This window comes from Streptomyces sp. NBC_01261 (genome assembly GCF_036226385.1).
In the GTDB taxonomy this organism is placed as follows: Bacteria; Actinomycetota; Actinomycetes; order Streptomycetales; family Streptomycetaceae; genus Streptomyces.
The window spans coordinates 6,793,413-6,815,974 of sequence record NZ_CP108463.1; the positions used below are offsets into that span (position 1 = coordinate 6,793,413).

A 22,562-nucleotide genomic window follows, 5' to 3' on the forward strand; every position below is an offset into this window, starting at 1 on the left:
CGTCCCCGGCAGGCTCCCGGCGTGGCGGGGTCCTCGCATACGATGGCCGTTGCTCAGTCATGTCATTGGTAACCGACCGTCCCAGGCCCGACCGGCAAGGAGACCAAGCCCCGTGTCCGTCCTCTCGAAGATCATGCGTGCAGGCGAAGGCAAGATCCTGCGCAAGCTGCACCGCATCGCGGACCAGGTCAAGTCCATCGAAGAGGACTTCGTGGACCTCTCCGACGCCGAGCTGAAGGCCCTCACCGAGGAGTACAAGCAGCGCTACGCCGACGGTGAGACCCTGGACGACCTGCTGCCCGAGGCGTTCGCCACCGTCCGCGAGGCCGCCAAGCGCGTCCTCGGCCAGCGCCACTACGACGTGCAGATGATGGGCGGCGCGGCCCTGCACCTCGGCTACGTCGCCGAGATGAAGACCGGCGAGGGCAAGACCCTGGTCGGCACCCTGCCCGCGTATCTGAACGCCCTCTCCGGAGACGGCGTCCACATCATCACGGTCAACGACTACCTGGCCGAGCGCGACTCCGAGATGATGGGGCGCATCCACAAGTTCCTGGGCCTTGAGGTCGGCTGCATCCTGGCCAACATGACCCCGGCCCAGCGCCGCGAGCAGTACGCGTGCGACATCACGTACGGCACGAACAACGAGTTCGGCTTCGACTACCTGCGCGACAACATGGCGTGGTCGCAGGACGAACTGGTGCAGCGCGGCCACAACTTCGCGATCGTCGACGAGGTCGACTCCATCCTCATCGACGAGGCCCGTACGCCGCTGATCATCTCCGGCCCGGCCGACCAGGCCACCAAGTGGTACGGCGACTTCGCCAAGCTCGTCACCCGCCTGAAGAAGGGCGAGGCGGGCAACTCGCTCAAGGGCCTGGAGGAGACGGGCGACTACGACGTCGACGAGAAGAAGCGCACGGTGGCCATCCACGAGGGCGGTGTCAGCAAGGTCGAGGACTGGCTGGGCATCGACAACCTCTACGAGTCGGTGAACACCCCGCTGGTGGGCTACCTGAACAACGCCATCAAGGCCAAGGAGCTCTTCAAGAAGGACAAGGACTACGTCGTCATCGACGGCGAGGTCATGATCGTCGACGAGCACACCGGGCGTATCCTCGCCGGCCGCCGCTACAACGAGGGCATGCACCAGGCCATCGAGGCGAAGGAAGGGGTGGACATCAAGGACGAGAACCAGACGCTCGCCACGATCACCCTTCAGAACTTCTTCCGCCTCTACAGCAACCTCTCGGGCATGACCGGTACGGCGATGACCGAGGCCGCCGAGTTCCACCAGATCTACAAGCTCGGCGTCGTCCCGATCCCGACCAACAGGCCCATGGTCCGCAAGGACCAGTCGGACCTGATCTACCGCACCGAGGTCGCGAAGTTCGAGGCGGTCGTCGACGACATCGCCGAGAAGCACGAGCAGGGCCAGCCGATCCTCGTGGGTACGACGTCGGTCGAGAAGTCCGAGTACCTCTCGCAGCAGCTCGCCAAGCGCGGCATCCAGCACGAGGTGCTGAACGCGAAGCAGCACGACCGTGAGGCGCCGATCATCGCCCAGGCCGGCCGCAAGGGCGCCGTGACCGTCGCGACCAACATGGCCGGCCGCGGTACGGACATCAAGCTCGGCGGCAACCCCGACGACCTCGCCGAGGCGGAGCTGCGCCAGCGCGGCCTCGACCCCGAGGAGCACATCGAGGAGTGGGCGCAGGCCCTGCCCGCCGCCCTGGAGAGGGCCGAGCAGGCGGTCAAGGACGAGTTCGAAGAGGTCAAGGACCTCGGCGGCCTGTATGTCCTCGGCACCGAGCGGCACGAGTCGCGCCGTATCGACAACCAGCTGCGAGGTCGCTCCGGCCGCCAGGGAGACCCGGGCGAGTCCCGCTTCTACCTCTCCCTCGGCGACGACCTGATGCGGCTGTTCAAGGCCCAGATGGTCGAGCGCGTGATGTCGATGGCGAACGTCCCGGACGACGTTCCGATCGAGAACAAGATGGTCACGCGCGCGATCGCGTCCGCCCAGTCGCAGGTCGAGCAGCAGAACTTCGAGACCCGCAAGAACGTCCTCAAGTACGACGAGGTCCTCAACCGCCAGCGTGAGGTCATCTACGGCGAGCGCCGCCGTGTCCTGGAGGGCGAGGACCTGCAGGAGCAGGTCGTGCACTTCATGGACGACACGATCGACGCGTACATCACCGCGGAGACCGCCGAGGGCTTCCCGGAGGACTGGGACCTCGACCGGCTGTGGGGCGCGTTCAAGCAGCTCTACCCGGTGAAGGTCACCGTGGAGGAGCTGGAGGAGGCGGCCGGGGACCGGGCCGGTCTGACCGCCGAGTTCATCTCCGAGTCCATCAAGGACGACATCCACGAGCAGTACAAGGACCGTGAGGAGCAGCTCGGCTCCGAGATCATGCGTGAGCTGGAGCGCCGCGTCGTGCTGTCGGTCCTGGACCGCAAGTGGCGCGAGCACCTCTACGAGATGGACTACCTCCAGGAGGGCATCGGCCTGCGCGCGATGGCCCAGAAGGACCCGCTGGTCGAGTACCAGCGCGAGGGCTTCGACATGTTCACCGCGATGATGGACGGCATCAAGGAGGAGTCCGCCGGCTACCTGTTCAACCTGGAGGTCCAGGTCGAGCAGCAGGTCGAGGAAGTCCTCCTGGAGGACGACAAGCCGTCGCTCGACAAGGAGGACACGGTGCCCGCGCAGGCGAGCGCCCGTCCCGAGATCCGCGCCAAGGGGCTCGACGCCCCGCAGCGGCCGGACCGGCTGCACTTCTCCGCGCCGACCGTGGACGGCGAGGGCGGCATCGTCGAGGGCGACTTCACCAGCGACGACGAGCCGGTGCGCTCCGAGGCGGACGGCCTCACGCGCGCGGAGCGCCGCAAGCAGGGGCGTCGGAGCAGCCGCCGCAAGAAGTGACGGTCGCTCCGCGGGTCGAGCGGTTGAGCTGCGGCGGGCGGCCCCTTGATGAGGGGTTGCGCTTGCCGGGGCCGCCGCTCTCCGGTGGAGGACCTTGAAGGGCCGGGCATCGTGAAGGTGCCCGGCCCTTCGGCGTGTGTGCGTGTGTGCGGGCGGAATGCGGGCGTGTGCGGTTGCGGGCGGGCGCGGGGCAGCGGTGGGTACGGCGGGGCGCGTCGACCGGCGCGGACGGGAGCGACCCGGCGTAGCGTGCGGTTGCCTTGCCCGCCAGCCGCCAGCCGCCAGCCGCCAGCCGCCAGCCGCCAGCCGCCAGCCGCCAGCCGCCAGCCGCCAGCCGCCAGCCGCCAGCCGCCAGCCGCCAGCCGCCAGCCGCCAGCCGCCAGCCGCCAGCCGCCAGCCGCCAGCCGCCAGCCCACCCGATCCCGGTTCGCTCTAGCCGCCGTAGCCCTCGGTCCGCCGGCAGGGCTTCTCAGTCGTCGTCCGGGTGCGGTGCGCGGGGGCCGCCCAGTTCCACCGCCTTCGGTCCGCCGGCAGGGCTTCTCAGTCGTCGTCCGGGTGCGGGGCGCGGGGGCCGCCCAGTTCCACCGCCGTGCAGCGCCAGCGGAGGTCCGCGCCGCGTTCCAGGCGGAAGGCCATGGCCCGTACCTGGTCACCGGCGCCGATGCGGGCGAAGGCCTCCACGGCGCCCTCGCGGGCGACGTAGTAGCCGATGTCGCGGACTACCGGGCGCGTGCCGCGAGTGGCGCGCAGGGGGCCGTGTTCGGCGAGGCGGGCCAGTTCGTCGTAGGCGCGTCCGGCGGTGTGCCGGAGCATCCAGTGGACGGGTCGCTGACCGCTCAGGACGGCGAGGAGACGGTCGGCGAAGAGGTCGGTGGGGCGGGGCTGCGGGACGCGGCTGCGGGCGGCCTGGGCGGGCACGGTGTGGGGGTCGGCGTGCGGCGAGGTGTGGGGAGCGGCTCGGCCTGCCACGGGAGTTGATGCCGTTGGGGCTGTGCGGTGGCTGGGCGCCGGTGCGAGGGCCGTAGGGGCTGCGCCTCGGCCTGAGGTCGGCGTGGGCGTGGCAGAGACTGCGCCTCGTCCCGCCGCAGCCGGTGTACGAGCCCCGCGTCCCGGCGCGGCTGCCGGGCGGCCGTCTCCCGGTGCCGTACGGGCTGCGCCCTGGCCGGGAGCCGCAGACGGGGTGTCCGTGTCTGTGTCCGTCGCCGGAGCCGCGCTCTCCGCCGCAGGTGTCGTACGGGACGTGCCCCCGCCCTGTCCGCGAGGCGAAGCCGTGCCGGGGCGGCGGGGGTCGCGGCGGGTCGGGGGGCGGGTCGGGGTGTGCTGGGCGGTCCTGGTCATGACCTTGTGCATGGGGTCCCCGTTTGGTCGGCCCGGGATGTACCGGGAAGTAACTTCGTGGTTGGGGATCTTGTACGGGGCCATGGGCGGGGGTTGCAAGGAAGGGGCGGCGCGCGTCGGAGGGGCTGGATTGTTCACTTATCCGAGTGATTGAGGGGCCTCGAAGCCCGTCGGCGCAGGGGTGTCCCGGGTGAATTTCAGGCGTGGGGTGGACGCCTCCGGGGGTGTGGGTGGGGACTCGATGGGGGACCCCGCGCACGTATCCTGGAGCCCCTCCCGGAGGCGCGGCACCGTCCGCGGAACCCCCTTCCTGGGGGCACTCTCCGAACTACGAAAGCGGCCAGCCATGCGCGTCTACGTCCCCCTGACCCTCTCCGGTCTCGCCGAGGCGTACAAGACGGGTGAGCTGGGGACGGGGCCCTTCGCCGCGTACGCCGTGACGCCCGCGCTGCGCGAGTGGTACCTCTCCGACGACATCGAGGAGCTGGAGTACGCGGCGCTGAACCGGGCCGCGCTCGGCTCGCTGCGGCTGCTGGCGTTGCACCCCGACGCGCCGCGGCGCCGGGTCGTGGTCGCCGTCGACGTACCCGACGGCACCGCGCACGCCGACCCCGATCGCGGACTCGACCCGGCGGCGCTCGGCGAGGTGCGGGTCAGCGGAACGGTGGCGCTGGCCAAGGCGGCCGCCGTACACGTGGATCTCGGGGACGCGGAGGGCGATGTGCGCGCCGCCGCCGACGCGCTTGCGGCGGCGGACCGCGGGGACGACGACGCGCAGTTCGTCGTGGACGGGGCCGAGGACCACGAGCTGCTCTGGTACGCGACGCAGGAGATCCCGAACCTCGTCGGGCTGGCCGACTGAGCCCGTTCGGCGGCGGCCGGATGGCCTTATGTGCCCGTTGACCTGCGATTATCTTGATTGTCAGTGGCGGCGGGTACTTTTTTGGCATGGGGATGCAAGGAAGCGCGCACATCGTCTGGGACTGGAACGGCACGCTGTTCCACGACAATGACGCGATCATCGGGGCGACGAACGCGGCGTTCGCCGAGTTGGGGCTGACGCCGATCACGATGGAGGAGTACCGGGCGCTCTACTGCGTGCCGGTACCCAAGTTCTACGAGCGGCTGCTGGGGCGGCTGCCCACCGGTTCCGAGTGGGAGGTCATGGACGTGACCTTCCATCGGTACTACGCCGAGCACCGCGTCGTCTGCGGGCTCACCGAGGGCGCGGCGGACCTGCTCGCGGGGTGGCGGACGGCGGGTCGCAGCCAGTCGATCCTCAGCATGTACGGCCATGACGAACTCGTCCCGCTGGTGCGGGAGTTCGGTATAGAACCGCACTTCATACGGGTCGACGGGCGCACCGGCCCCTCCGGCGGCAGCAAGGCCGAGCACATGGTGCGGCACCTCGGCGCGCTGACCGGCGTGGACCCCGCGCGCACCGTGGTGATCGGGGACGCCGCCGACGACGCGGTGGCCGCCCTGCACGTGGGGGCGCGGGCCGTGCTCTACACCGGCGGTTCGCACAGCCGGGCCAGCCTCGAAGTGGTCGGCGTACCGGTGGTGGACTCGCTGGCGGAGGCCGTCGCGGAGGCGGAGCGGCTGGCGGCGTGACGGTGACCGGTCGGCAGGGGTGACGAGCCGCGACGCCTTCAAGAGGCCGTGTCTTCCGAAGTGCCGCGTCTCAAGGGCTCTGTGCCTCAGAGACACGGCACTTCAGGAAACACCGCTCACCTCGTCACCTCATGCAGACCGCCGAGGTCACGTCACCGGTGCCTTCGCCCGCAGCACCGTCAGGAACTCCCGCATCCAGCTGGAGTGATCCGGCCACGCGCGAGCGGAGACCAGCGTGCCGTCGACCACCGTCTCGGTGTCCTGGAAGGTCGCGCCGGCGGCCTGCATGTCGAGTTCGAGCGCCGGGTACGCCGTGACGCGTCGGCCGCGCAGGCCGTCGATCGCGGCGGTGAGCAGGGGGCCGTGGCAGATCTGGGCCACGGGCTTGTCCGTGTCGAAGAAGGACTTGAGGATCTTGCGGAGTTCGGGATCGTTGCGGAGGTACTCGGGGGCCCGGCCGCCGGGGATGACGAGGGCCGCGTACTGGCCGGGATCGACCTCGGAGAAGGCGAGATCGGCGGGCCACGTGTAGCCGGGCTTCTCGGTGTACGTGTCGAAGCCGGGTTCGAAGTCATGGACGACGAACTGCAGCTTCTTGCGCTCGGGAGCCGCGATGTGGACCTCGTAGCCCTCCTCGCGCAGGCGTTGGTAGGGGTAGAGGACCTCCAGTGACTCCGCTGCGTCTCCGGTGACGATGAGGATCTTCGCTGTCATGTCGGTGCGCTCCTCGGTGGCCGTGGCATGCGTCTCGGTCGGGCGTCATGAGCTCACGGGTTCGTGGACTCATGGGCAACGTGCCGCGTGCCGGGGTGCTTGCCAAGGGGCCTCACAGCTCGGACACCGTCATCGTCCCGACTGCCCGTGAATACGACGATTTCACGTACTGCGCCCCTGTGCATAACGTCAAAGTTCCACCCTCTGTTTTGTACACAACCGGCTCATGACGAGCCCCCGGTAAGGAGAGATAGCCTTGTGGCGTGATCAGCGCGATATTTCGCGGGGGCATCGTCGCCCCTGCTCCGCGCCCGGCGACCACGGACGACATCCGTGACCGGGCGGCGGTCGCTGGTCCCAGGGTCTGTCCGACAGACCCTCGCGGGCGGGACGGAGCTCCAAGGGCTCCCAGGACGCCGTGCACACCCCGGGTACCGACGCGACAGAGAGCAGCGTCACACCCGTCGGGCGTGCCGAAAATGGCTGATAACCCACCGCTCATCTCACCTTGCGGCATAGCGTCTGAGCAGACCGGAGAACCCGGGCCGTGGCGTCGAGCCGCAGGGGAAGTGACCGTACTTCTTTCTACGTCACGCAACGGCGCGCGACAGGAGCCAGAGGACAATGCAGACCAAGCTGGACGAAGCAAAGGCCGAGTTGCTTGAGAGGGCTGCTCGGGTAGCTGAGAACAGCCCGGTCGGGGGGCATCTACCGACCGGGACGACGGACGAGGGCACCCCGGACCGGGACACCGTGCTCGCGTTCCTCCAGCGCTACTACCTGCACACCGCCCCGGAGGACCTCGCGGACCGCGACCCGGTCGATGTCTTCGGTGCCGCCTTCTCCCACTACCGGCTGGCCGAGACCCGACCCCAGGGCACGGCGAACGTACGGGTGCACACCCCGACGGTCGAGGAGAACGGCTGGACGTGCAGCCACACCGTCGTCGAGGTCGTCACCGACGACGTGCCCTTCCTCGTCGACTCGGTGACCAACGAACTGACCCGCCAGGGCCGTGGCATCCACGTCGTCATCCACCCGCAGATCGTCGTCCGCCGCGACCTCACCGGCAAGCTCGTCGAGGTGCTCACCACCCCGCCCGCCGGTGAGCTGCCGCACGACGCGCACACCGAGTCCTGGATCCACGTCCAGATCGACCGCGAGACCGACCGCGCCGACCTGAAGCAGATCACCGCCGACCTGCTGCGCGTCCTGTCCGACGTGCGCGAGGCCGTCGAGGACTGGGAGAAGATGCGGGACTCGGCCCTGCGGATGGCCGACGAGCTGCCCACCGAGCCGACCGCCTCCGACCTGCCCTCCAGCGATGTCGAGGAGGCCCGTCAGCTGCTGCGCTGGCTGGCCGCCGACCACTTCACCTTCCTCGGCTACCGCGAGTACCAACTCCGCGAGGACGACTCCCTCGCTGCGGTCCCCGGCACCGGCCTCGGCATCCTGCGCTCCGACCCGCAGCACGGCGGCGAGGACAGCCACCCGGTGAGCCCGTCCTTCGAGCGGCTCCCGGCCGACGCCCGGGCCAAGGCCCGCGAGCACAAGCTCCTCGTGCTGACCAAGGCCAACAGCCGTTCCACGGTGCACCGTCCGTCGTATCTCGACTACGTGGGCGTGAAGAAGTTCGACGAGAACGGCGAGGTCGTCGGCGAGCGCCGCTTCCTGGGCCTGTTCTCCTCCGCCGCCTACACCGAGTCCGTCCGCCGGGTGCCCGTGATCCGGCGCACGGTCGACGAGGTGCTCGAAGGCGCCGGGTTCTCGCCCAACAGCCATGACGGGCGCGACCTGCTGCAGATCCTGGAGACGTACCCGCGCGACGAGCTGTTCCAGACCCCGGTCGACGAACTCCGGTCCATCGTCACGTCCGTGCTCTACCTGCAGGAGCGCCGACGGCTGCGCCTGTACCTGCGCCAGGACGAGTACGGCCGCTACTACTCGGCCCTCGTCTACCTCCCGCGCGACCGCTACACCACGGGCGTACGCCTGCGGATCATCGACATCCTCAAAGAAGAACTCGACGGCATCAGCGTCGACTTCACCGCCTGGAACACCGAGTCGATCCTCTCCCGGCTGCACTTCGTGGTCCGCGTCCCGCAGGGCACCGAGCTGCCGGAGCTGTCCGACGCCGACAAGGACCGCATCGAGGCCCGCCTGGTCGAGGCCGCCCGCTCCTGGGCCGACGGCTTCGGCGACGCGCTGAACGCCGAGTGCGGCGAGGAGCGCGCGGCCGAACTGGTGCGCCGCTACGGCAACGCCTTCCCCGAGGGCTACAAGGCGGACCACTCCCCGCGCGCCGCCGTGGCCGACCTGGTCCACCTCGAAGCGCTCACCGAGGAGCAGACCTTCGAGCTGAGCCTCTACGAGCCGGTGGGCGCCGCCCCCGACGAGCGCCGCTTCAAGATCTACCGCAAGGGCGCCCCGGTCTCCCTGTCGGCCGTGCTGCCGGTCCTCAGCCGCCTCGGTGTCGAGGTCGTCGACGAGCGGCCGTACGAACTGCGCTGCTCGGACCGTACGACGGCGTGGATCTACGACTTCGGGCTGCGGATGCCCAAGTCGCAGAACGGCAGCGGGGACCACCTCGGCGACGACGCGCGCGAGCGGTTCCAGGAGGCGTTCGCCGCCACCTGGACCGGGCAGGCCGAGAACGACGGCTTCAACGCGCTGGTGCTGAGCGCCGGGATCGACTGGCGACAGGCCATGGTGCTGCGGGCGTACGCCAAGTACCTGCGGCAGGCCGGTTCCACCTTCAGCCAGGACTACATGGAGGACACCCTCCGCAACAACGTCCACACCACCCGGTTGCTCGTCTCCCTGTTCGAGGCGCGGATGTCGCCGGACCGGCAGCGCGCCGGGCGCGAGATCGTGGACGCCCTCCTCGAAGAGGTCGACGCGGCGCTCGACCAGGTGGCGAGTCTCGACGAGGACCGCATCCTGCGGTCCTTCCTGACCGTCATCAAGGCGACCCTGCGCACCAACTTCTTCCAGGAGGCGCTCGGCGGGCACGCGCACGCGTACGTCTCGATGAAGTTCGACCCGCAGGCCATCCCGGACCTGCCGGCGCCGCGACCGGCGTACGAGATCTGGGTGTACTCGCCGCGCGTCGAGGGCGTGCACCTGCGCTTCGGCAAGGTCGCGCGCGGCGGGCTGCGCTGGTCGGACCGGCGAGAGGACTTCCGTACCGAGATCCTCGGCCTGGTCAAGGCGCAGATGGTGAAGAACACCGTCATCGTGCCGGTCGGCGCCAAGGGCGGCTTCGTCGCCAAGCAGCTGCCCGACCCGAGCGTGGACCGGGACGCGTGGCTGGCCGAGGGCATCGCCAGCTACAAGATGTTCATCTCGGCCCTGCTCGACATCACCGACAACCTGGTGGCCGGCGAGGTCGTCCCTCCGGCGGACGTCGTCCGGCACGACGAGGACGACACCTACCTCGTGGTCGCCGCCGACAAGGGCACCGCGACGTTCTCGGACATCGCCAACGGGGTCGCCGAGAGCTACAACTTCTGGCTCGGCGACGCCTTCGCCTCCGGCGGCTCGGCCGGCTACGACCACAAGAAGATGGGCATCACCGCGCGCGGGGCCTGGGAGTCCGTCAAGCGGCACTTCCGGGAGCTGGGCGTCGACACCCAGAGCGAGGACTTCACGGTCGTCGGCGTCGGCGACATGTCCGGTGACGTGTTCGGCAACGGCATGCTGCTGAGCGAGCACATCCGCCTGGTCGCCGCCTTCGACCACCGGCACATCTTCCTGGACCCGACCCCGGACGCAGCCGTCTCGTACGCGGAGCGGCGCCGCATGTTCGAGCTGCCGCGCTCCAGTTGGGCCGACTACGACACCAACCTGCTGTCGGCCGGCGGCGGCGTCTTCCCGCGTACCGCGAAGGCGATCCCGGTCAACGCCCACGTCCGCGAGGCCCTCGGCATCGAGGACAAGGTCGCCAAGATGACACCGGCCGACCTGATGAAGGCGATCCTCAAGTCGCGGGTCGACCTGCTGTGGAACGGCGGCATCGGGACGTACGTCAAGGCCAGCACCGAGTCCCACGCGGACGTCGGCGACAAGGCCAACGACGCGATCCGCGTGGACGGCGCCGACCTGCGCGTCAAGGTCGTCGGCGAGGGCGGCAACCTGGGCCTGACCCAGCTCGGCCGGATCGAGTTCGCCCAGCAGGGCGGCAAGATCAACACGGACGCGATCGACAACAGCGCGGGCGTGGACACCTCCGACCACGAGGTGAACATCAAGATCCTGCTCAACGGCCTGGTCACCGACGGCGACATGACCGTCAAGCAGCGCAACAAGATCCTCGCCGAGATGACCGACGAGGTCGGTGCGCTCGTCCTGCGCAACAACTACGCGCAGAACACCGCGATCGCCAACGCGCTCGCCCAGTCCAAGGACATGCTCCACGCCCAGCAGCGCTTCCTGCGCACCCTGGTCCGCGAGGGCCACCTCGACCGCGCGCTGGAGTTCCTGCCCACCGACCGCCAGATCCGCGAACGGCTTGCCCAGGGACAGGGGTTGACCAGTCCCGAGACGGCCGTCCTGCTGGCGTACACGAAGATCACGGTCGCCGACGAGCTGCTGCACACCACGCTGCCCGACGACCCGTATCTGCGCACCCTGCTGCACGCCTACTTCCCGACCGCGCTGCGCGAGACGTTCGCCGAGCAGATCGACACCCACGCGCTGCACCGCGAGATCGTCACCACGGTCCTCGTCAACGACACGGTCAACACCGGCGGTACGAGCTTCCTGCACCGCCTCCGCGAGGAGACCGGGGCCTCCCTGGAGGAGATCGTCCGGGCGCAGACCGCGGCCCGCGCGATCTTCGACGCCGCCGAGGTGTGGGACGGCGTCGAGGCCCTCGACAACACCGTCGAGGCGCCCGTCCAGACCCGCATCCGGCTGCACTCGCGCCGCCTGTGCGAGCGCGGCACCCGCTGGCTGCTCAACAACCGGCCGCAGCCGCTCCAGCTCGCCGAGACCGTCGAGTTCTTCAGCGAGCGCGTCGAACAGGTCTGGTCCCAGCTCCCCAAGCTGCTGCGCGGCGCGGACCTGGACTGGTACCAGGAGATCTACGACGAGCTGACCGGCGCCGGCGTCCCGGCCGAACTCGCCACGCGCGTGGCCGGGTTCTCCTCCGCCTTCCCGGCGCTCGACATCGTCTCGGTGGCCGACCGCACGGGCAAGGACCCGATGGACGTCGCCGAGGTCTACTACGACCTCGCCGACCGCCTGCACATCACCCAACTCATGGACCGCATCATCGAGTTGCCCCGCGCGGACCGCTGGCAGTCCATGGCCCGCGCCTCCATCCGCGAGGACCTGTACGCGGCCCACGCGGCGCTGACGGCCGACATCCTCGCGGCGGGCAACGGCACCTCGACCCCCGAGCAGCGCTTCGCGTCCTGGCAGGAGAAGAACGCGGCGATCCTGGGCCGGGCGCGGACGACCCTGGACGAGATCCAGGGCTCGGAGACGTTCGACCTCGCCAACCTGTCGGTGGCGATGCGCACGATGCGCACGCTGCTGCGCACGCACTCGTAGTCCCTGAGTCGTAGTCACTACGCGCCTTCATTAGAAGTCGCCCATCAGTAGCCGCTACGACGAGGAGGGCGCCCTGGGCCGTGACGGCTCGGGGCGCCCTTTTCATGGAGTGCCTTAGGGGTAATCGGAGGGAGGACTTACTCTGCCCCGCTAAGCCTGGTGACGTGACTCCGAACCTCACCGAGGAACGCGTGGCCGAGCCCGTCCGACCGGTGCGCAAGGTCGTCCTGGAAGTCGTGAAATTCGGCATCGTCGGCGGCAGCGGCGTCCTCGTCAACTTCGCGGTCTTCAACGCCCTGCTGCACGGCCTGCGGTGGCCCGCGATGCTCGCGACCGTCCTGGCCAGCTGCGTCGCCATGGGCGCCAACTACCTCGGCTTCCGCTACTACACCTACCGCGACCGCGACGCCCCCGGCGCCCGCCGGATCGCCCTGTTCTTCGTCTTCAGCGGCATCGGCGTCCTCATGGAGAGCGGCCTCTTCTACGTCGGCTACCACGGACTGGGCCTCCACGGTCCGCTTGAGGCGAATGCCGTGAAGGCCCTGTCGATCGTGCTCGCGTCCGCGTTCCGCTTCCTGGTCTACCGCACCTGGGTGTTCCAGGACGAGGACCTCTAGACGACGGCGACCTGGCCCGCCGGCGCCGGCGCCGGGGTCGCTTCCTTGGGCTTGTCGGCGCCGCCCGTGAAGGCCTCGTACGCCTCCAGGACCTCCTCCGTCGGCCCGTCCATCAGCAGCTCGCCGCGCTCCAGCCACAGCACGCGGTCGCAGGTGTCGCGGATCGACTTGTTGTTGTGGCTGACGAGGAAGACCGTGCCCGCGTGCTGGCGCAGCTCGCGGATCCGCTCCTCGGAGCGCCGCTGGAACGACCGGTCGCCCGTCGCCAGCGCCTCGTCGATCAGGAGGACGTCGTGGTCCTTGGCGGCGGCGATGGAGAACCGCAGCCGGGCGCCCATGCCGGAGGAGTACGTCCGCATCGGCAGGGTGATGAAGTCGCCCTTCTCGTTGATCCCGGAGAAGTCGACGATGCCCTGGTAGCGCTCCTTGACCTGCTCCCGGGACATGCCCATGGCCAGGCCGCCGAGGTACACGTTGCGCTCGCCGGTCAGGTCGCCCATCAGGGCCGCGTTGACGCCGAGGAGGGAGGGCTGGCCGTGGGTGTAGATACGGCCGTTCTCGACCGGGAGGAGGCCCGCGACGGCCTTGAGGAGGGTGGACTTGCCGGAACCGTTGGTGCCGATGAGCCCGATCGCCTCGCCCTTGTAGGCGACGAAGGACACCTTCTTGACGGCGTGGACCCTGCGGACACCCGCGGCCTTCTCGGTCTTCTCGCGGTGCATGATGCGGTTGAGGGCGGCGGTCGCGGAGCCGCGTCCGGCGCCGGTCCCGTTGACCCGGTAGACGATGTCCACGCCGTCGCAGACGACGGTGGGGATGGTGCTGTCCGCGGCCACGGGGGTCCGCTCGGTGTGGTACTCGACGGTCTGCTCAGCCACGGCCGTAGGTCTCCTCAGCCTTCCAGAAGTAGATGAAGCCGCCGACTCCGGCGATCAGCGCCCAGCCCAACGCCGCCGGCCACACGTGCGGGGGGAGCTGGCTGGAGTGGTAGCTGTCGATCAGCGAGTAGCGCATCAGGTCGATGTAGACGGCCGCCGGGTTGGTCTCCAGGGCGAGCGTCACGATGTGCGGCAGGTGGTCCTTGCTGGTCAGCTTGTCGATGCTCCACATGACGCCGGAGACGTACATCCAGGTGCGCAGGATGAACGGCATCAGCTGCGCGATGTCCGGCGTCTTCGCGCCCATCCGGGCCATGATCATCGAGACGCCCGCGTTGAACGTGAACTGGAGGATCAGCACCGGGATCGCCATCAGCCAGGAGAAGCTGATCGGCACACCGAAGCAGAGCAGGATCACGACCAGGGCGGCCATCGAGAACAGCAGCTGCTGGAGCTGCTGGAGCGCGAACGAGATCGGCAGCGCGGCCCGCGGGAAGTGCAGGGCCCTGACCAGGCCGAGGTTGCCCGAGATCGCCCGGGTGCCCGCCATGATCGAGCTCTGCGTGAACGTCCAGATGAACACGCCCGTCACCAGGAACGGGATGTAGTCCGGCACGCCGCGCTTGGTGCCCAGCAGGATGCCGAAGATGAAGTAGTACACCGCCGCGTTCAACAGCGGCGTCATCACCTGCCAGACCTGGCCCAGCTTCGCCTGGCTGTACTGGGCGGTCAGCTTGGCGGTGGCGAACGCGGTGATGAAGTGCCGGCGCTCCCACAGCTGGCGGACGTACTCGCTCAGGGAGGGGCGGGCGCCACTGACCGTGAGGCCGTGGCGTGCGGCGAGCGCCGCGAGGTCGTCTTCGTCGGCCGGAGCCGGCGAAGGGGGCGGTGTGTGGAGGACCTGGCTCACATCCGCTGCTTTCGCTCGGGGGGAGGGGGTGCGTGCGTCCGGCTGCCGTGTTCCGTTGCCCGGCGTTTTCTTACGCTTCTCTTTACGTTCTCTTACGTCGGGACGGGACCGTATCGTCGCAACGTGAGCGTAGGCGGATTCTGCGTCGGAACGCAACCGTTTCGTCGTGACGGATGTGATGAGGCCGTTAGGTTTTGGGCCGGGACGGGTCTGTTGCGTCGATACGGTCCGAGTGGACGGGGGTGGACGGGGGTGGACGGGGGTGGACGGGGGTGGACGGTGGGATCTTGGCGTGGGGTCGGGCCGGGCGCGTTGCGAGGACGGGCCGGTTCCGTCGCGGCGACGGGCCGGTTGCGTCCCCACGAGCCGCCCGCTCGCTCATCGGTCCACCGTCCGCCGCGCGCCGTCCGCGTCACGACGAGCCTGTTTCGTCGCAACGCGCCACGCACACGCCGCGTCGGAACGCAACCGTTTCGTCGCAACGCCCCTATGCTTGGGCTATGACGACGAACGCCGACGAGCCCCAGACACGTCAGCGCCGCCGCACCCCCGCCGGGGCGGCCGTACTCCGCGAGGATGTGACCGAAGCCATCCGGGCGGCGGTCTTCGAGGAGTTGGCGGCGGTCGGATATGCCCGCATGTCGATCGAGGGGATCGCACGGCGCGCGGGAGTCGGCAAGACGGCGGTGTACCGTCGCTGGCGTTCGAAGCTGCACCTGGTGCTCGACGTCGTGTCGGCGATCGCGGTCATGGGACTGCCGACGCCGGACACCGGCTCGCTGGAGGGTGACCTGCGGATGCTGTACGAGGTGACGTCACGGGCGTTGCGTCACCCCGTCGCCTCGCAGATCATCCCGGACCTCCAGGCGGAGGCGGCCCGTAACCCCGAGATCGCCGACGCCATGCAGAAGGCGCTGCGCGAGGGCCAGGAGGGCGTGGCCAGCAAGATCCTCGCGGCGGCGGAACGGCGTGGCGAGATCCGCCCCGGCATGGACGAGGACCTGGCCCTGGACCTGATCTCCGGCCCCCTGTACTGGCGTGCCGTGGTGATCCGCAGCCCGAAGCTGCCGAAGGGCTACCTGGGGGCGCTGGCCCGGGCGACCACGGAGGGTCTCAAGGCGCTGTAGGCCTCCGCCGTACCCGCCGGCTCCCCGACTCCCTCTCTCCCGCGCCTCTCGGTCGACCGGTGAGTCAGCCGCCCCCGTGGTCCAACCGCCGCGCCAGCTCCCCGAGTTCAGCCGCGCGCAGCACCCGCCCGCTGAACCCCGGCAGTGGTACGTGCAGGACCTCGGTCCAGCGTTCGGGGATCGCCGTGCTGCCGTACACCGCGCCGGCGAGGCCGCCCGTCAGGGCGGCGACGGTGTCCGTGTCGCCGCCGAGGTCGATCGCGGCGCGTACGGCGTCCTCGTAGGAGGACGTGGTCCGCAGGGCCCAGACGGCGGAGCCGAGGCAGGGCCAGACGGCCCCGTTGAACTCCGTCGCCAGGTCGGGGTGCCAGTCCGGGGCGAGGACGACGCGGTAGCGCTCCTGATGGTCGGGGTGGACGGACCGGAGGGTCTCCGCGACGGCGTCCAGTGGGTCGCCGCCGTTCAGTGCGACGCGTGTCAACTCGTGGAGGACGGCGGTGCCTTCCCAGGCCGCGCGGTCTCCGTGGGTGAGGGCGGCGATGCGGCGGGCGGCGTCCGTCGTGGCGTCGCGTCCCGCGCGCGCGAAGTGGACGGCCGACGGGGCGGCGCGCATCAACGCACCGTTCCCGGCGCCCCGTTGGCTCGTCTGGAGGTGCAGGGCGGCGGCCTGGTCCCAGGGGTCGCCGCTGCCCAGTACGGCCTCGGTCTGCAGCCCGATGTCCTTCGGGTCGGCGGCCGCCCATTGCCGGAACCGCCGGAACATGTCCGGGAGTTGGAGCCCGCCGCACTCCAGCAGCGACTCCGCGACGAGTACGGCCATCTGCGTGTCGTCGGTCGCCTCGCCCGGGTCCCAGCCGCCGCCCCCGCACATCTCGCCGCCATGACCGGGCACCGGAAAACGGACGGAGAAGGCGCCTTCGGGACCGAACTCGAAGGGCGCGCCGAGCGCGTCACCGACAGCGGAGCCGAGGACGGCGCCCAGAGCGCGTTCCGATCGCGAACAGCCGTCCACAGGGCCGGAGTTCATCAGTCCCCCGTGTTCATCCAGACCGCGCGGCCCCCGGATGCAACCGCACCCACCCCTCCCAGGCCGACGCGATCATGTCCTGGACGTCGTGCTTGGCCTTCCAGCCCAGCTCGGTGGTGATGCGGTCGGCGGAGGCGACGACGCGGGCCGGGTCGCCGGGGCGGCGGGGGTGGACGGTCGGGGGGCGGTCGTAGCCGGTGACCGCGTTGATGAGGTCGATCATCTCGCGGACCGAAACGCCTTCGCCGCGGCCGATGTTGAGGGTCAGGGCGCGGCCGGGGGAGGCCTGGAGGGCGCGGGCGGCGACGACGTGGGCCTCGGCCAGGTCCACGACGTGGATGTAGTCGCGGACGCAGGTGCCGTCCGGGGTGGCGTAGTCGTCGCCGAAGATGCGCGGGGGCGCGTTCTCGGTGAGCTTCTCGAAGACCATGGGGACGATGTTGAAGACGCCGACGTCGGCGAGTTCGGGTGCGCCGGCGCCGGCCACGTTGAAGTAGCGCAGGGAGGCCGTCGACAGGCCGGTCGCCCTGCCCGTCGCGCGGACCAGCCACTCGCCGGCCAGCTTGGTCTCGCCGTACGGCGACATCGGGACGCAGGGCGTCTCCTCCGTCACCAGCTCCACGTCCGGCATGCCGTAGACGGCCGCCGAGGACGAGAAGACGAAGGACGGGACGCCGGCCGTGGTGACCGCCTCCAGGAGGACGCGCAGGCCCTCGACGTTCTCCCTGTAGTAGTGCAACGGCAGGTCCACCGACTCGCCGACCTGCTTTTTCCCCGCCAGATGCACGACTCCGGTGACGTCCTGGTCGGCGAGGGTGCGGGCCACCCGTTCCGCGTCCAGGGTCGAACCCACCACCAGGGGCACGCCGTCGGGCACGCGCTCGGCGATGCCGGTGGACAGGTCGTCGTAGACGACCGCCTGTTCGCCCGCCTCGGTCATCGCCCTCACGACGTGCGCTCCGATGTAGCCGGCGCCGCCGGTGATCAGCCAGGTCATGTGCGGCCGTCCCCTCCGTCACTGGATGTCGTTCGACCCGCGCGCGGTGCGTCCCCCACGCGTTCCGGGCCTCAGTCAATCAGGCGCCGGAGTGTGCCGAGGTCAGCTGCTGGGACTCCCCGTAGGGGCCGGGGGACTGCACGCGCGCGTGCGTCGTCGCCGGGAGCGGCCTCGACGACCGCCACAGACGGACGAACGAGAGGACGGCCGCGGCGGCCAGCAGGCCATTGCGTACGACCATCAGGGCACAGCCCGTCCAGGTGGAGTGGATGACGTCGAGGTACAGGACGGGAAACTCGACGGAGCTGACCGCGGTCGCCGCCACGATCAGCGCGGCCGTCGCGCGCTGGGTCGTGAGCCGCGAGGTCAGACAGACGGCGGCCAGGCCGAGCAGCCAGATCATGTACTGGGGACTGATCACCCGGCTGGTCACGGTGAACAGCAGGACGGCGCTCAGCGCGGCGTCGTACGGGGTCGCGTCGGTCCAGCGGCGGGCCCGGAGCCGCCACCAGAGCAGGAGCCCGAAGGCGACCGCCGTGAGCGCGAGGGAGGCGTCGGTCACGGAGGAGACGTACGGCCCCGTGAACTCCATCGCGCCGTATCGGTAGTGCACCTGGCCCGGCCAGCCGACGTGGGTCGCCAGGCCGAGGGCCGTGCCGCCGAGCGACTCGATCTGTACGCCCCGGCCGCCCTGTTGGCGCAGGAAGGCGAAGGGATTGTTGAACAAGACCACGAGAGACATGAGCGACAAGGCCCCCGTCCCCACCGCCCACGACCACACCGACCGCGTGGTCCGCCCCCTCGGCATCCCCAGCAGCACCAGCGCCGGCCACACCTTCACCAGCGCGCCCAGCGCGGCGAACGCGCCGCACACGCGCGTGGAGCGCGACAACGTCAACAGGGAGATGACGGCGAACGCCGTGACCTGCACGTCGTAGCGGACGAGGGGCATGTGCAGGAGGAGGGGGAGGCAGGCGATCCAGTACGCGGCGCCGCGCAGGCTGTGGCCGGGGCGGGTGCCCGCGCGGGCCAGGGTCAGCGTGATCACGGCATCGGTCGCGAGGGTGAGGACGACGAAGGCCTGGAAGTACGTCAGGTCCGGCAGCAGCGCGGGGGCCAGGAGGACGGGGCCGGCGCCCGGCGGGTACTGCCACAACGGGTCGTGCGCCGGGAACGCGCCGTGCGAGAGGACGCCGTACCAGTGGTGGTACAGCCGCCACACCTCCCGTGCGACCCCACCGTGGCCGAGCAGGGGGAGGCCGTTGTACGCGAGGAGGAGCAGCATCCCCGCACGGGTGGCGAGCCAGGCGAGGGTGAGGGCGAGGAGACGGTGTCTGCGGGCGGCGTTCATCATGGCGGATCGTAAGCCGGGCGAATGCCGCAGGAATGCTAATACACCGTCAATCGTCGGTAAGAGCTTGCTAACAGTACAAAATCAGCCAGGTGGACAGCCAAGGTGAGGGTGAGTACAGGCACGGGCGACGGACGCGTGCGGGGGTCGTGGCCGTGGTCGTGCCGGTGGTCGTCATGCTCGCGCTGGGGCTGTGGGGGCTCGACCGCGGCGGGATGTGGGGCGACGAGGGTGTCACGTTCCTGGTCGGGCGGCGCACGGTGCCGCAGATCTGGCACCTGTTGCACGGCGTCGACGCGGTGCACGGCCTGTACTACCTGCTCATGCACGCCGTCCTCGCCGTCCACCCGGGTGAGGTGACCCTGCGCCTGCCATCGGTGTGCGGCGCGGCGGCCACGGCAGGCCTCGTCGCGGCCCTCGGCGTCCGCCTGGCCCGCCCCCGCGTCGGCCTCTGGGCCGGCCTCCTCTACGCGATCACCCCGCTGACCGGCCACTACGCCCAGGAAGGCCGCTCCTACGCCCTTGTCGCGGCGGGCGTGGCGTGGGCGACGCTGCTCCTGGTACGGGCGTTGGAGGGGCGTTCGTGGTGGCCGTACGGCGCTGTCCTCGCCGTGACCTTCCTCCTGCACGAGTTCGCGGTCCTGGTGCTCTGCGCCCACGCACTGACGCTGGCGGCGGCGCGGGCGCCCAGGGCGACGTGGCTCGGCTGGGGCCGTTCGGCCGGTGTGGCGGGGGGCGCCCTGTTGCCCCTGGCCTGGGTCTCCCAACGCCAGTCCGCGCAGGTGGCCTGGCTGAGGATCCCGGACTGGGACACGACCGAACGCCTCGCCCGCGACTTCCTCGCCGTCGCCCCGACCGGCATCGTCTTCTGGGCCTCACTCCTCCTGATCCTCCTGGGCCTCGGCTCCAACCGCCTCACGTCGGTAGCCCTGCCGTTGCTCCTGGTACCGCCGGTCCTCCTGCTGACGGTGTCTCAATTCAGGCCCTTGTTCCACGAGCGGTACGTGCTGTATGCGCTCGCGGGGGCGCCGTTGCTGGTGGCGGCGGGGGCGGACCGGGTGGTGGGGGCACTCAGGTGGCTGTGGCTGGAGGCACGGGGCGTGCCGACCGGTCGGCGCACAGAGGTCGAGCGGATGGTCGTTGGGGCCGGGAGTCGCCGCGAGTCGGCGGGTGCGGTGAGCGGGGTTGGTCACCGCCTGGGGGACGACCGTAGGACAGGAGCCGGAGTCGCAGCCCAAGCCGACGCCAGGGACGAAGCCGCATCCGAAGCCCTGGAAGAACCCAGGACCCGAGCCGACGTACGAGACAGAGCCGCAAGCGCAGGCGAAGCCGGAGCTGGAGGCGGCGCCCGACCCACAGCCGGACTGGGAGCCGGACCCGCAGCCGGAGTCGGAGCCGGGCCCCGAGCCGGAACCGGAGACAGAGCCGGAGCTGGAGACGGCGCCCGAGCCGCAGCCGGACTGGGAGCCGGACCCGCAGCCGGACTGGGAGCCGGTGCCACAGTCGGAGTCGGAGCCGGGCCCCGAGCCGGAACCGGAGACAGAGCCGAAGCTGGAGACGGCGCCCGACCCACAGCCGGACTGGGAGCCGGACCCGCAGCCGGACTGGGAGCCGGTGCCACAGTCGGAGTCGGAGCCGGGCCCCGAGCCGGAACCGGAGACAGAGCCGAAGCTGGAGACGGCGCCCGACCCACAGCCGGACTGGGAGCCGGACCCGCAGCCGGACTGGGAGCCGGTGCCACAGTCGGAGTCGGAGCCGGGCCCCGAGCCGGAACCGGAGACAGAGCCGAAGCTGGAGACGGCGCCCGACCCACAGCCGGACTGGGAGCCGGACTGGGAGCCGGTGCCACAGTCGGAGTCGGAGCCGGGCCCCGAGCCGGAACCGGAGACAGAGCCGAAGCCGGAGCTGGAGGCGGCGCCCGACCCACAGCCGGACTGGGAGCCGGACCCGCAGCCGGAGTCGGAGCCGGGCCCCGAGACAGAGCCGAAGCCGGAGTTAGAGGCGGCGCCCGACCCGCAGCCGGACTGGGAGCCGGACCCGCAGCCGGAGTCGGAGCCGCGCCCCGAGCCGGAACCCGAGACAGAGCCGAAGCCGGAACCGGAACCGGAGACAGAGTCGAAGCCGGAGTTGGAGGCGGCGTCCGAGCCGCAGCCGAACGGGGAGCCGGTGTCACAGTCGGAGCCCGATACGGAGCCGCAGTCGGAGCCGGGCCCCGAGGCAGAGCCGCAAGCGCAGGCGAAGCCGGAGCTGGAGGCGGGATCCGGGCCACAGCCGCAGCCACAAGCCACCCATCTTTCATCGGAGTTGACCGTACGACCCTCCTACGGTCCGGCACCAGCCGCCCCGCGACCGACCGCCGCCCACCCCGCCGCACCCACCTCGCCACCCGCGCCAACCTCGTAACCCTCGCCGGCGTCCTAGCCGCAACCGCCCCCTTCCTCCACAGCCTCCCCGCCTACCGCGACGACCGCTCCGCCGCCCACCGCCCCGAGAATCTCGCCGCCGTCTCCACCCTCGCCGGGCGTGAACTCCGCCCAGGTGAACCGGTGTTGTTCCTGCCCTCGTTCTGGCGGGTGACGGCGCTGGCGTATCCGGGGCCGTTCGTAGGGGCCCGGGATCTGGCGTTGGGGGAGTCGGGGGCGAGGTCGGGGACGCTCAGCGGACGGGAGGTGGGGCCGGGTGAGTTGAGGGCGCGGCTCGCCGGGGTGGACCGGGTCTGGATCGTCGCGCAGTCGAATCTGCTGCCCTCGCGCTGGGTACCCGGCGACCCGACCGACCGGGTCAAACTCGACGTCGTGGACGGGGAGTTCGCGCGAAGACAGGAGTACGTACGAGGGCGAGTGAAGCTCGCCCTCTACATCCGCCGAATGCCCCCGCAATCCACGCAGCCGAACCAGCCGGCACCTACACCTACACCTACACCTACGCCTCGTCCAACGTCGCCGAATCCAACGCCCCCGTGAGCTGGTCAAGCCGCTCCCGCAGCGCCCGGATCTCGTCAAGGTCGAACCCCGTCGCCCCCAGGATGCGCCGAGGCACCTCGACCGCCCGCTCGCGCAGCGCGACCCCCTCGTCCGTGAGCCGCACCTCCACCGACCGTTCGTCACGGACGCTGCGCTCACGCCGTACCAGACCCGCCGTCTCCAGCCGCTTGAGCAGCGGGGACAGCGTGCCGGAGTCGAGCCGCAGGTGTTCGCCGAGCTTCTTGACGGGCAGCTCGCCGTGCTCCCACAGCACCAGCATCACCAGGTACTGCGGATACGTGAGCCCGAGATCCTTGAGGATCACCCGGTACACACCCCCGAAGGCACGCGACGCGGCGTTCAGGGAGAAGCAGATCTGCTGGTCGAGGCGGAGCCAGTCGGTGCTGGGAGAGGCGGCGGGAGTGGTGGTCATGCCCCCAGGATAGCGCTAGTGGGCCATTTAGTTGTGTGCAATTGAATTGTGTGCTCTACTTCTCTCTGTGAGGCGGTCCGGACACCCGGACCGGCCACCCCCGTACAGACT

The 22,562-nt window shown here is 70.3% G+C and carries 15 protein-coding genes and 1 pseudogene; 8 read left to right on the forward strand and 8 right to left on the reverse strand.

The window, feature by feature from the left end; genetic code table 11:
* The first annotated feature begins 112 nt into the window (after positions 1–112).
* Entirely contained in the window at positions 113–2,926 is a 2,814-nt protein-coding gene (gene secA / locus OG226_RS30245; RefSeq protein WP_328682909.1) for a preprotein translocase subunit SecA, read from the forward strand.
* 540 nt (positions 2,927–3,466) lie between these two features.
* Here the strand turns inward: secA and OG226_RS30250 are convergent.
* Positions 3,467–3,895 (reverse strand): Rv3235 family protein, encoded by a 429-nt coding sequence (locus OG226_RS30250; RefSeq protein WP_329350614.1) that lies wholly within the window; start codon positions 3,893–3,895, stop codon positions 3,467–3,469.
* 715 nt (positions 3,896–4,610) lie between these two features.
* On the opposite strand from OG226_RS30250, the gene OG226_RS30255 reads away from it, so the two are divergent.
* Positions 4,611–5,126, forward strand: coding sequence for a DUF6912 family protein (locus tag OG226_RS30255; RefSeq protein ID WP_328682911.1), 516 nt, complete (start codon positions 4,611–4,613; stop codon positions 5,124–5,126).
* Between the two features lie 86 nt (positions 5,127–5,212).
* On the forward strand, positions 5,213–5,878 hold the full coding sequence (locus tag OG226_RS30260; protein ID WP_329350615.1) for an HAD family hydrolase: 666 nt from the start codon (positions 5,213–5,215) through the stop codon (positions 5,876–5,878).
* Positions 5,879–6,025: 147 nt separating this feature from the next.
* Here the strand turns inward: OG226_RS30260 and OG226_RS30265 are convergent, their stop codons facing one another.
* A complete protein-coding gene (locus OG226_RS30265) occupies positions 6,026–6,592 on the reverse strand; it encodes a DJ-1/PfpI family protein (RefSeq protein ID WP_329350617.1) in 567 nt (188 codons plus the stop codon).
* A 624-nt stretch (positions 6,593–7,216) separates the two neighbouring features.
* Here OG226_RS30265 and OG226_RS30270 point away from each other — a divergent pair.
* A complete protein-coding gene (locus OG226_RS30270; RefSeq protein ID WP_328682914.1) occupies positions 7,217–12,148 on the forward strand; it encodes an NAD-glutamate dehydrogenase in 4,932 nt (1,643 codons plus the stop codon).
* A gap of 164 nt (positions 12,149–12,312) precedes the next feature.
* Positions 12,313–12,765, forward strand: coding sequence for a GtrA family protein (locus OG226_RS30275; RefSeq protein ID WP_329350619.1), 453 nt, complete (start codon positions 12,313–12,315; stop codon positions 12,763–12,765).
* On the opposite strand, the gene OG226_RS30280 is transcribed toward OG226_RS30275, so the two are convergent.
* Together OG226_RS30280 and OG226_RS30285 are read right to left on the reverse strand one after the other, a co-directional pair.
* A complete protein-coding gene (locus OG226_RS30280) occupies positions 12,762–13,643 on the reverse strand; it encodes an ABC transporter ATP-binding protein (protein WP_329350621.1) in 882 nt (293 codons plus the stop codon). The genes OG226_RS30275 and OG226_RS30280 overlap by 4 nt on opposite strands.
* Positions 13,636–14,553 (reverse strand): ABC transporter permease, encoded by a 918-nt coding sequence (locus OG226_RS30285; protein ID WP_328682917.1) that lies wholly within the window; start codon positions 14,551–14,553, stop codon positions 13,636–13,638. Before OG226_RS30285 ends, OG226_RS30280 begins: the two co-directional genes overlap by 8 nt.
* A gap of 500 nt (positions 14,554–15,053) precedes the next feature.
* On the opposite strand from OG226_RS30285, the gene OG226_RS30290 reads away from it, so the two are divergent.
* The gene (locus OG226_RS30290) at positions 15,054–15,680 is read left to right on the forward strand and encodes a TetR/AcrR family transcriptional regulator (RefSeq protein WP_328682918.1); all 627 of its coding nucleotides are present in this window, start codon (positions 15,054–15,056) and stop codon (positions 15,678–15,680) included.
* Positions 15,681–15,744: 64 nt separating this feature from the next.
* On the opposite strand, the gene OG226_RS30295 is transcribed toward OG226_RS30290, so the two are convergent.
* From OG226_RS30295 to OG226_RS30305, 3 genes are all read right to left on the reverse strand, one after another.
* Positions 15,745–16,707: an ADP-ribosylglycohydrolase family protein gene (locus tag OG226_RS30295; RefSeq protein WP_329350622.1), complete on the reverse strand. Its 963-nt coding sequence runs from the start codon at positions 16,705–16,707 to the stop codon at positions 15,745–15,747.
* A gap of 13 nt (positions 16,708–16,720) precedes the next feature.
* Positions 16,721–17,704 (reverse strand): UDP-glucose 4-epimerase GalE, encoded by a 984-nt coding sequence (galE, locus tag OG226_RS30300; RefSeq protein WP_329350623.1) that lies wholly within the window; start codon positions 17,702–17,704, stop codon positions 16,721–16,723.
* A 79-nt stretch (positions 17,705–17,783) separates the two neighbouring features.
* On the reverse strand, positions 17,784–19,055 hold the full coding sequence (locus OG226_RS30305; protein WP_329353550.1) for a glycosyltransferase family 87 protein: 1,272 nt from the start codon (positions 19,053–19,055) through the stop codon (positions 17,784–17,786).
* A 176-nt stretch (positions 19,056–19,231) separates the two neighbouring features.
* On the opposite strand from OG226_RS30305, the pseudogene OG226_RS51655 reads away from it, so the two are divergent.
* Together OG226_RS51655 and OG226_RS30315 are read left to right on the forward strand one after the other, a co-directional pair.
* Positions 19,232–20,128: pseudogene (locus OG226_RS51655) on the forward strand (glycosyltransferase family 39 protein); the annotation flags it as partial.
* Between the two features lie 112 nt (positions 20,129–20,240).
* Complete coding sequence (locus OG226_RS30315; RefSeq protein WP_329353757.1) at positions 20,241–21,458, forward strand: hypothetical protein; 1,218 nt, start codon at positions 20,241–20,243, stop codon at positions 21,456–21,458.
* Between the two features lie 519 nt (positions 21,459–21,977).
* On the opposite strand, the gene OG226_RS30320 is transcribed toward OG226_RS30315, so the two are convergent.
* Positions 21,978–22,451, reverse strand: a complete 474-nt coding sequence (locus OG226_RS30320) for a MarR family winged helix-turn-helix transcriptional regulator (RefSeq protein WP_328682921.1) — start codon at positions 22,449–22,451, stop codon at positions 21,978–21,980.
* Positions 22,452–22,562 lie beyond the last annotated feature (111 nt).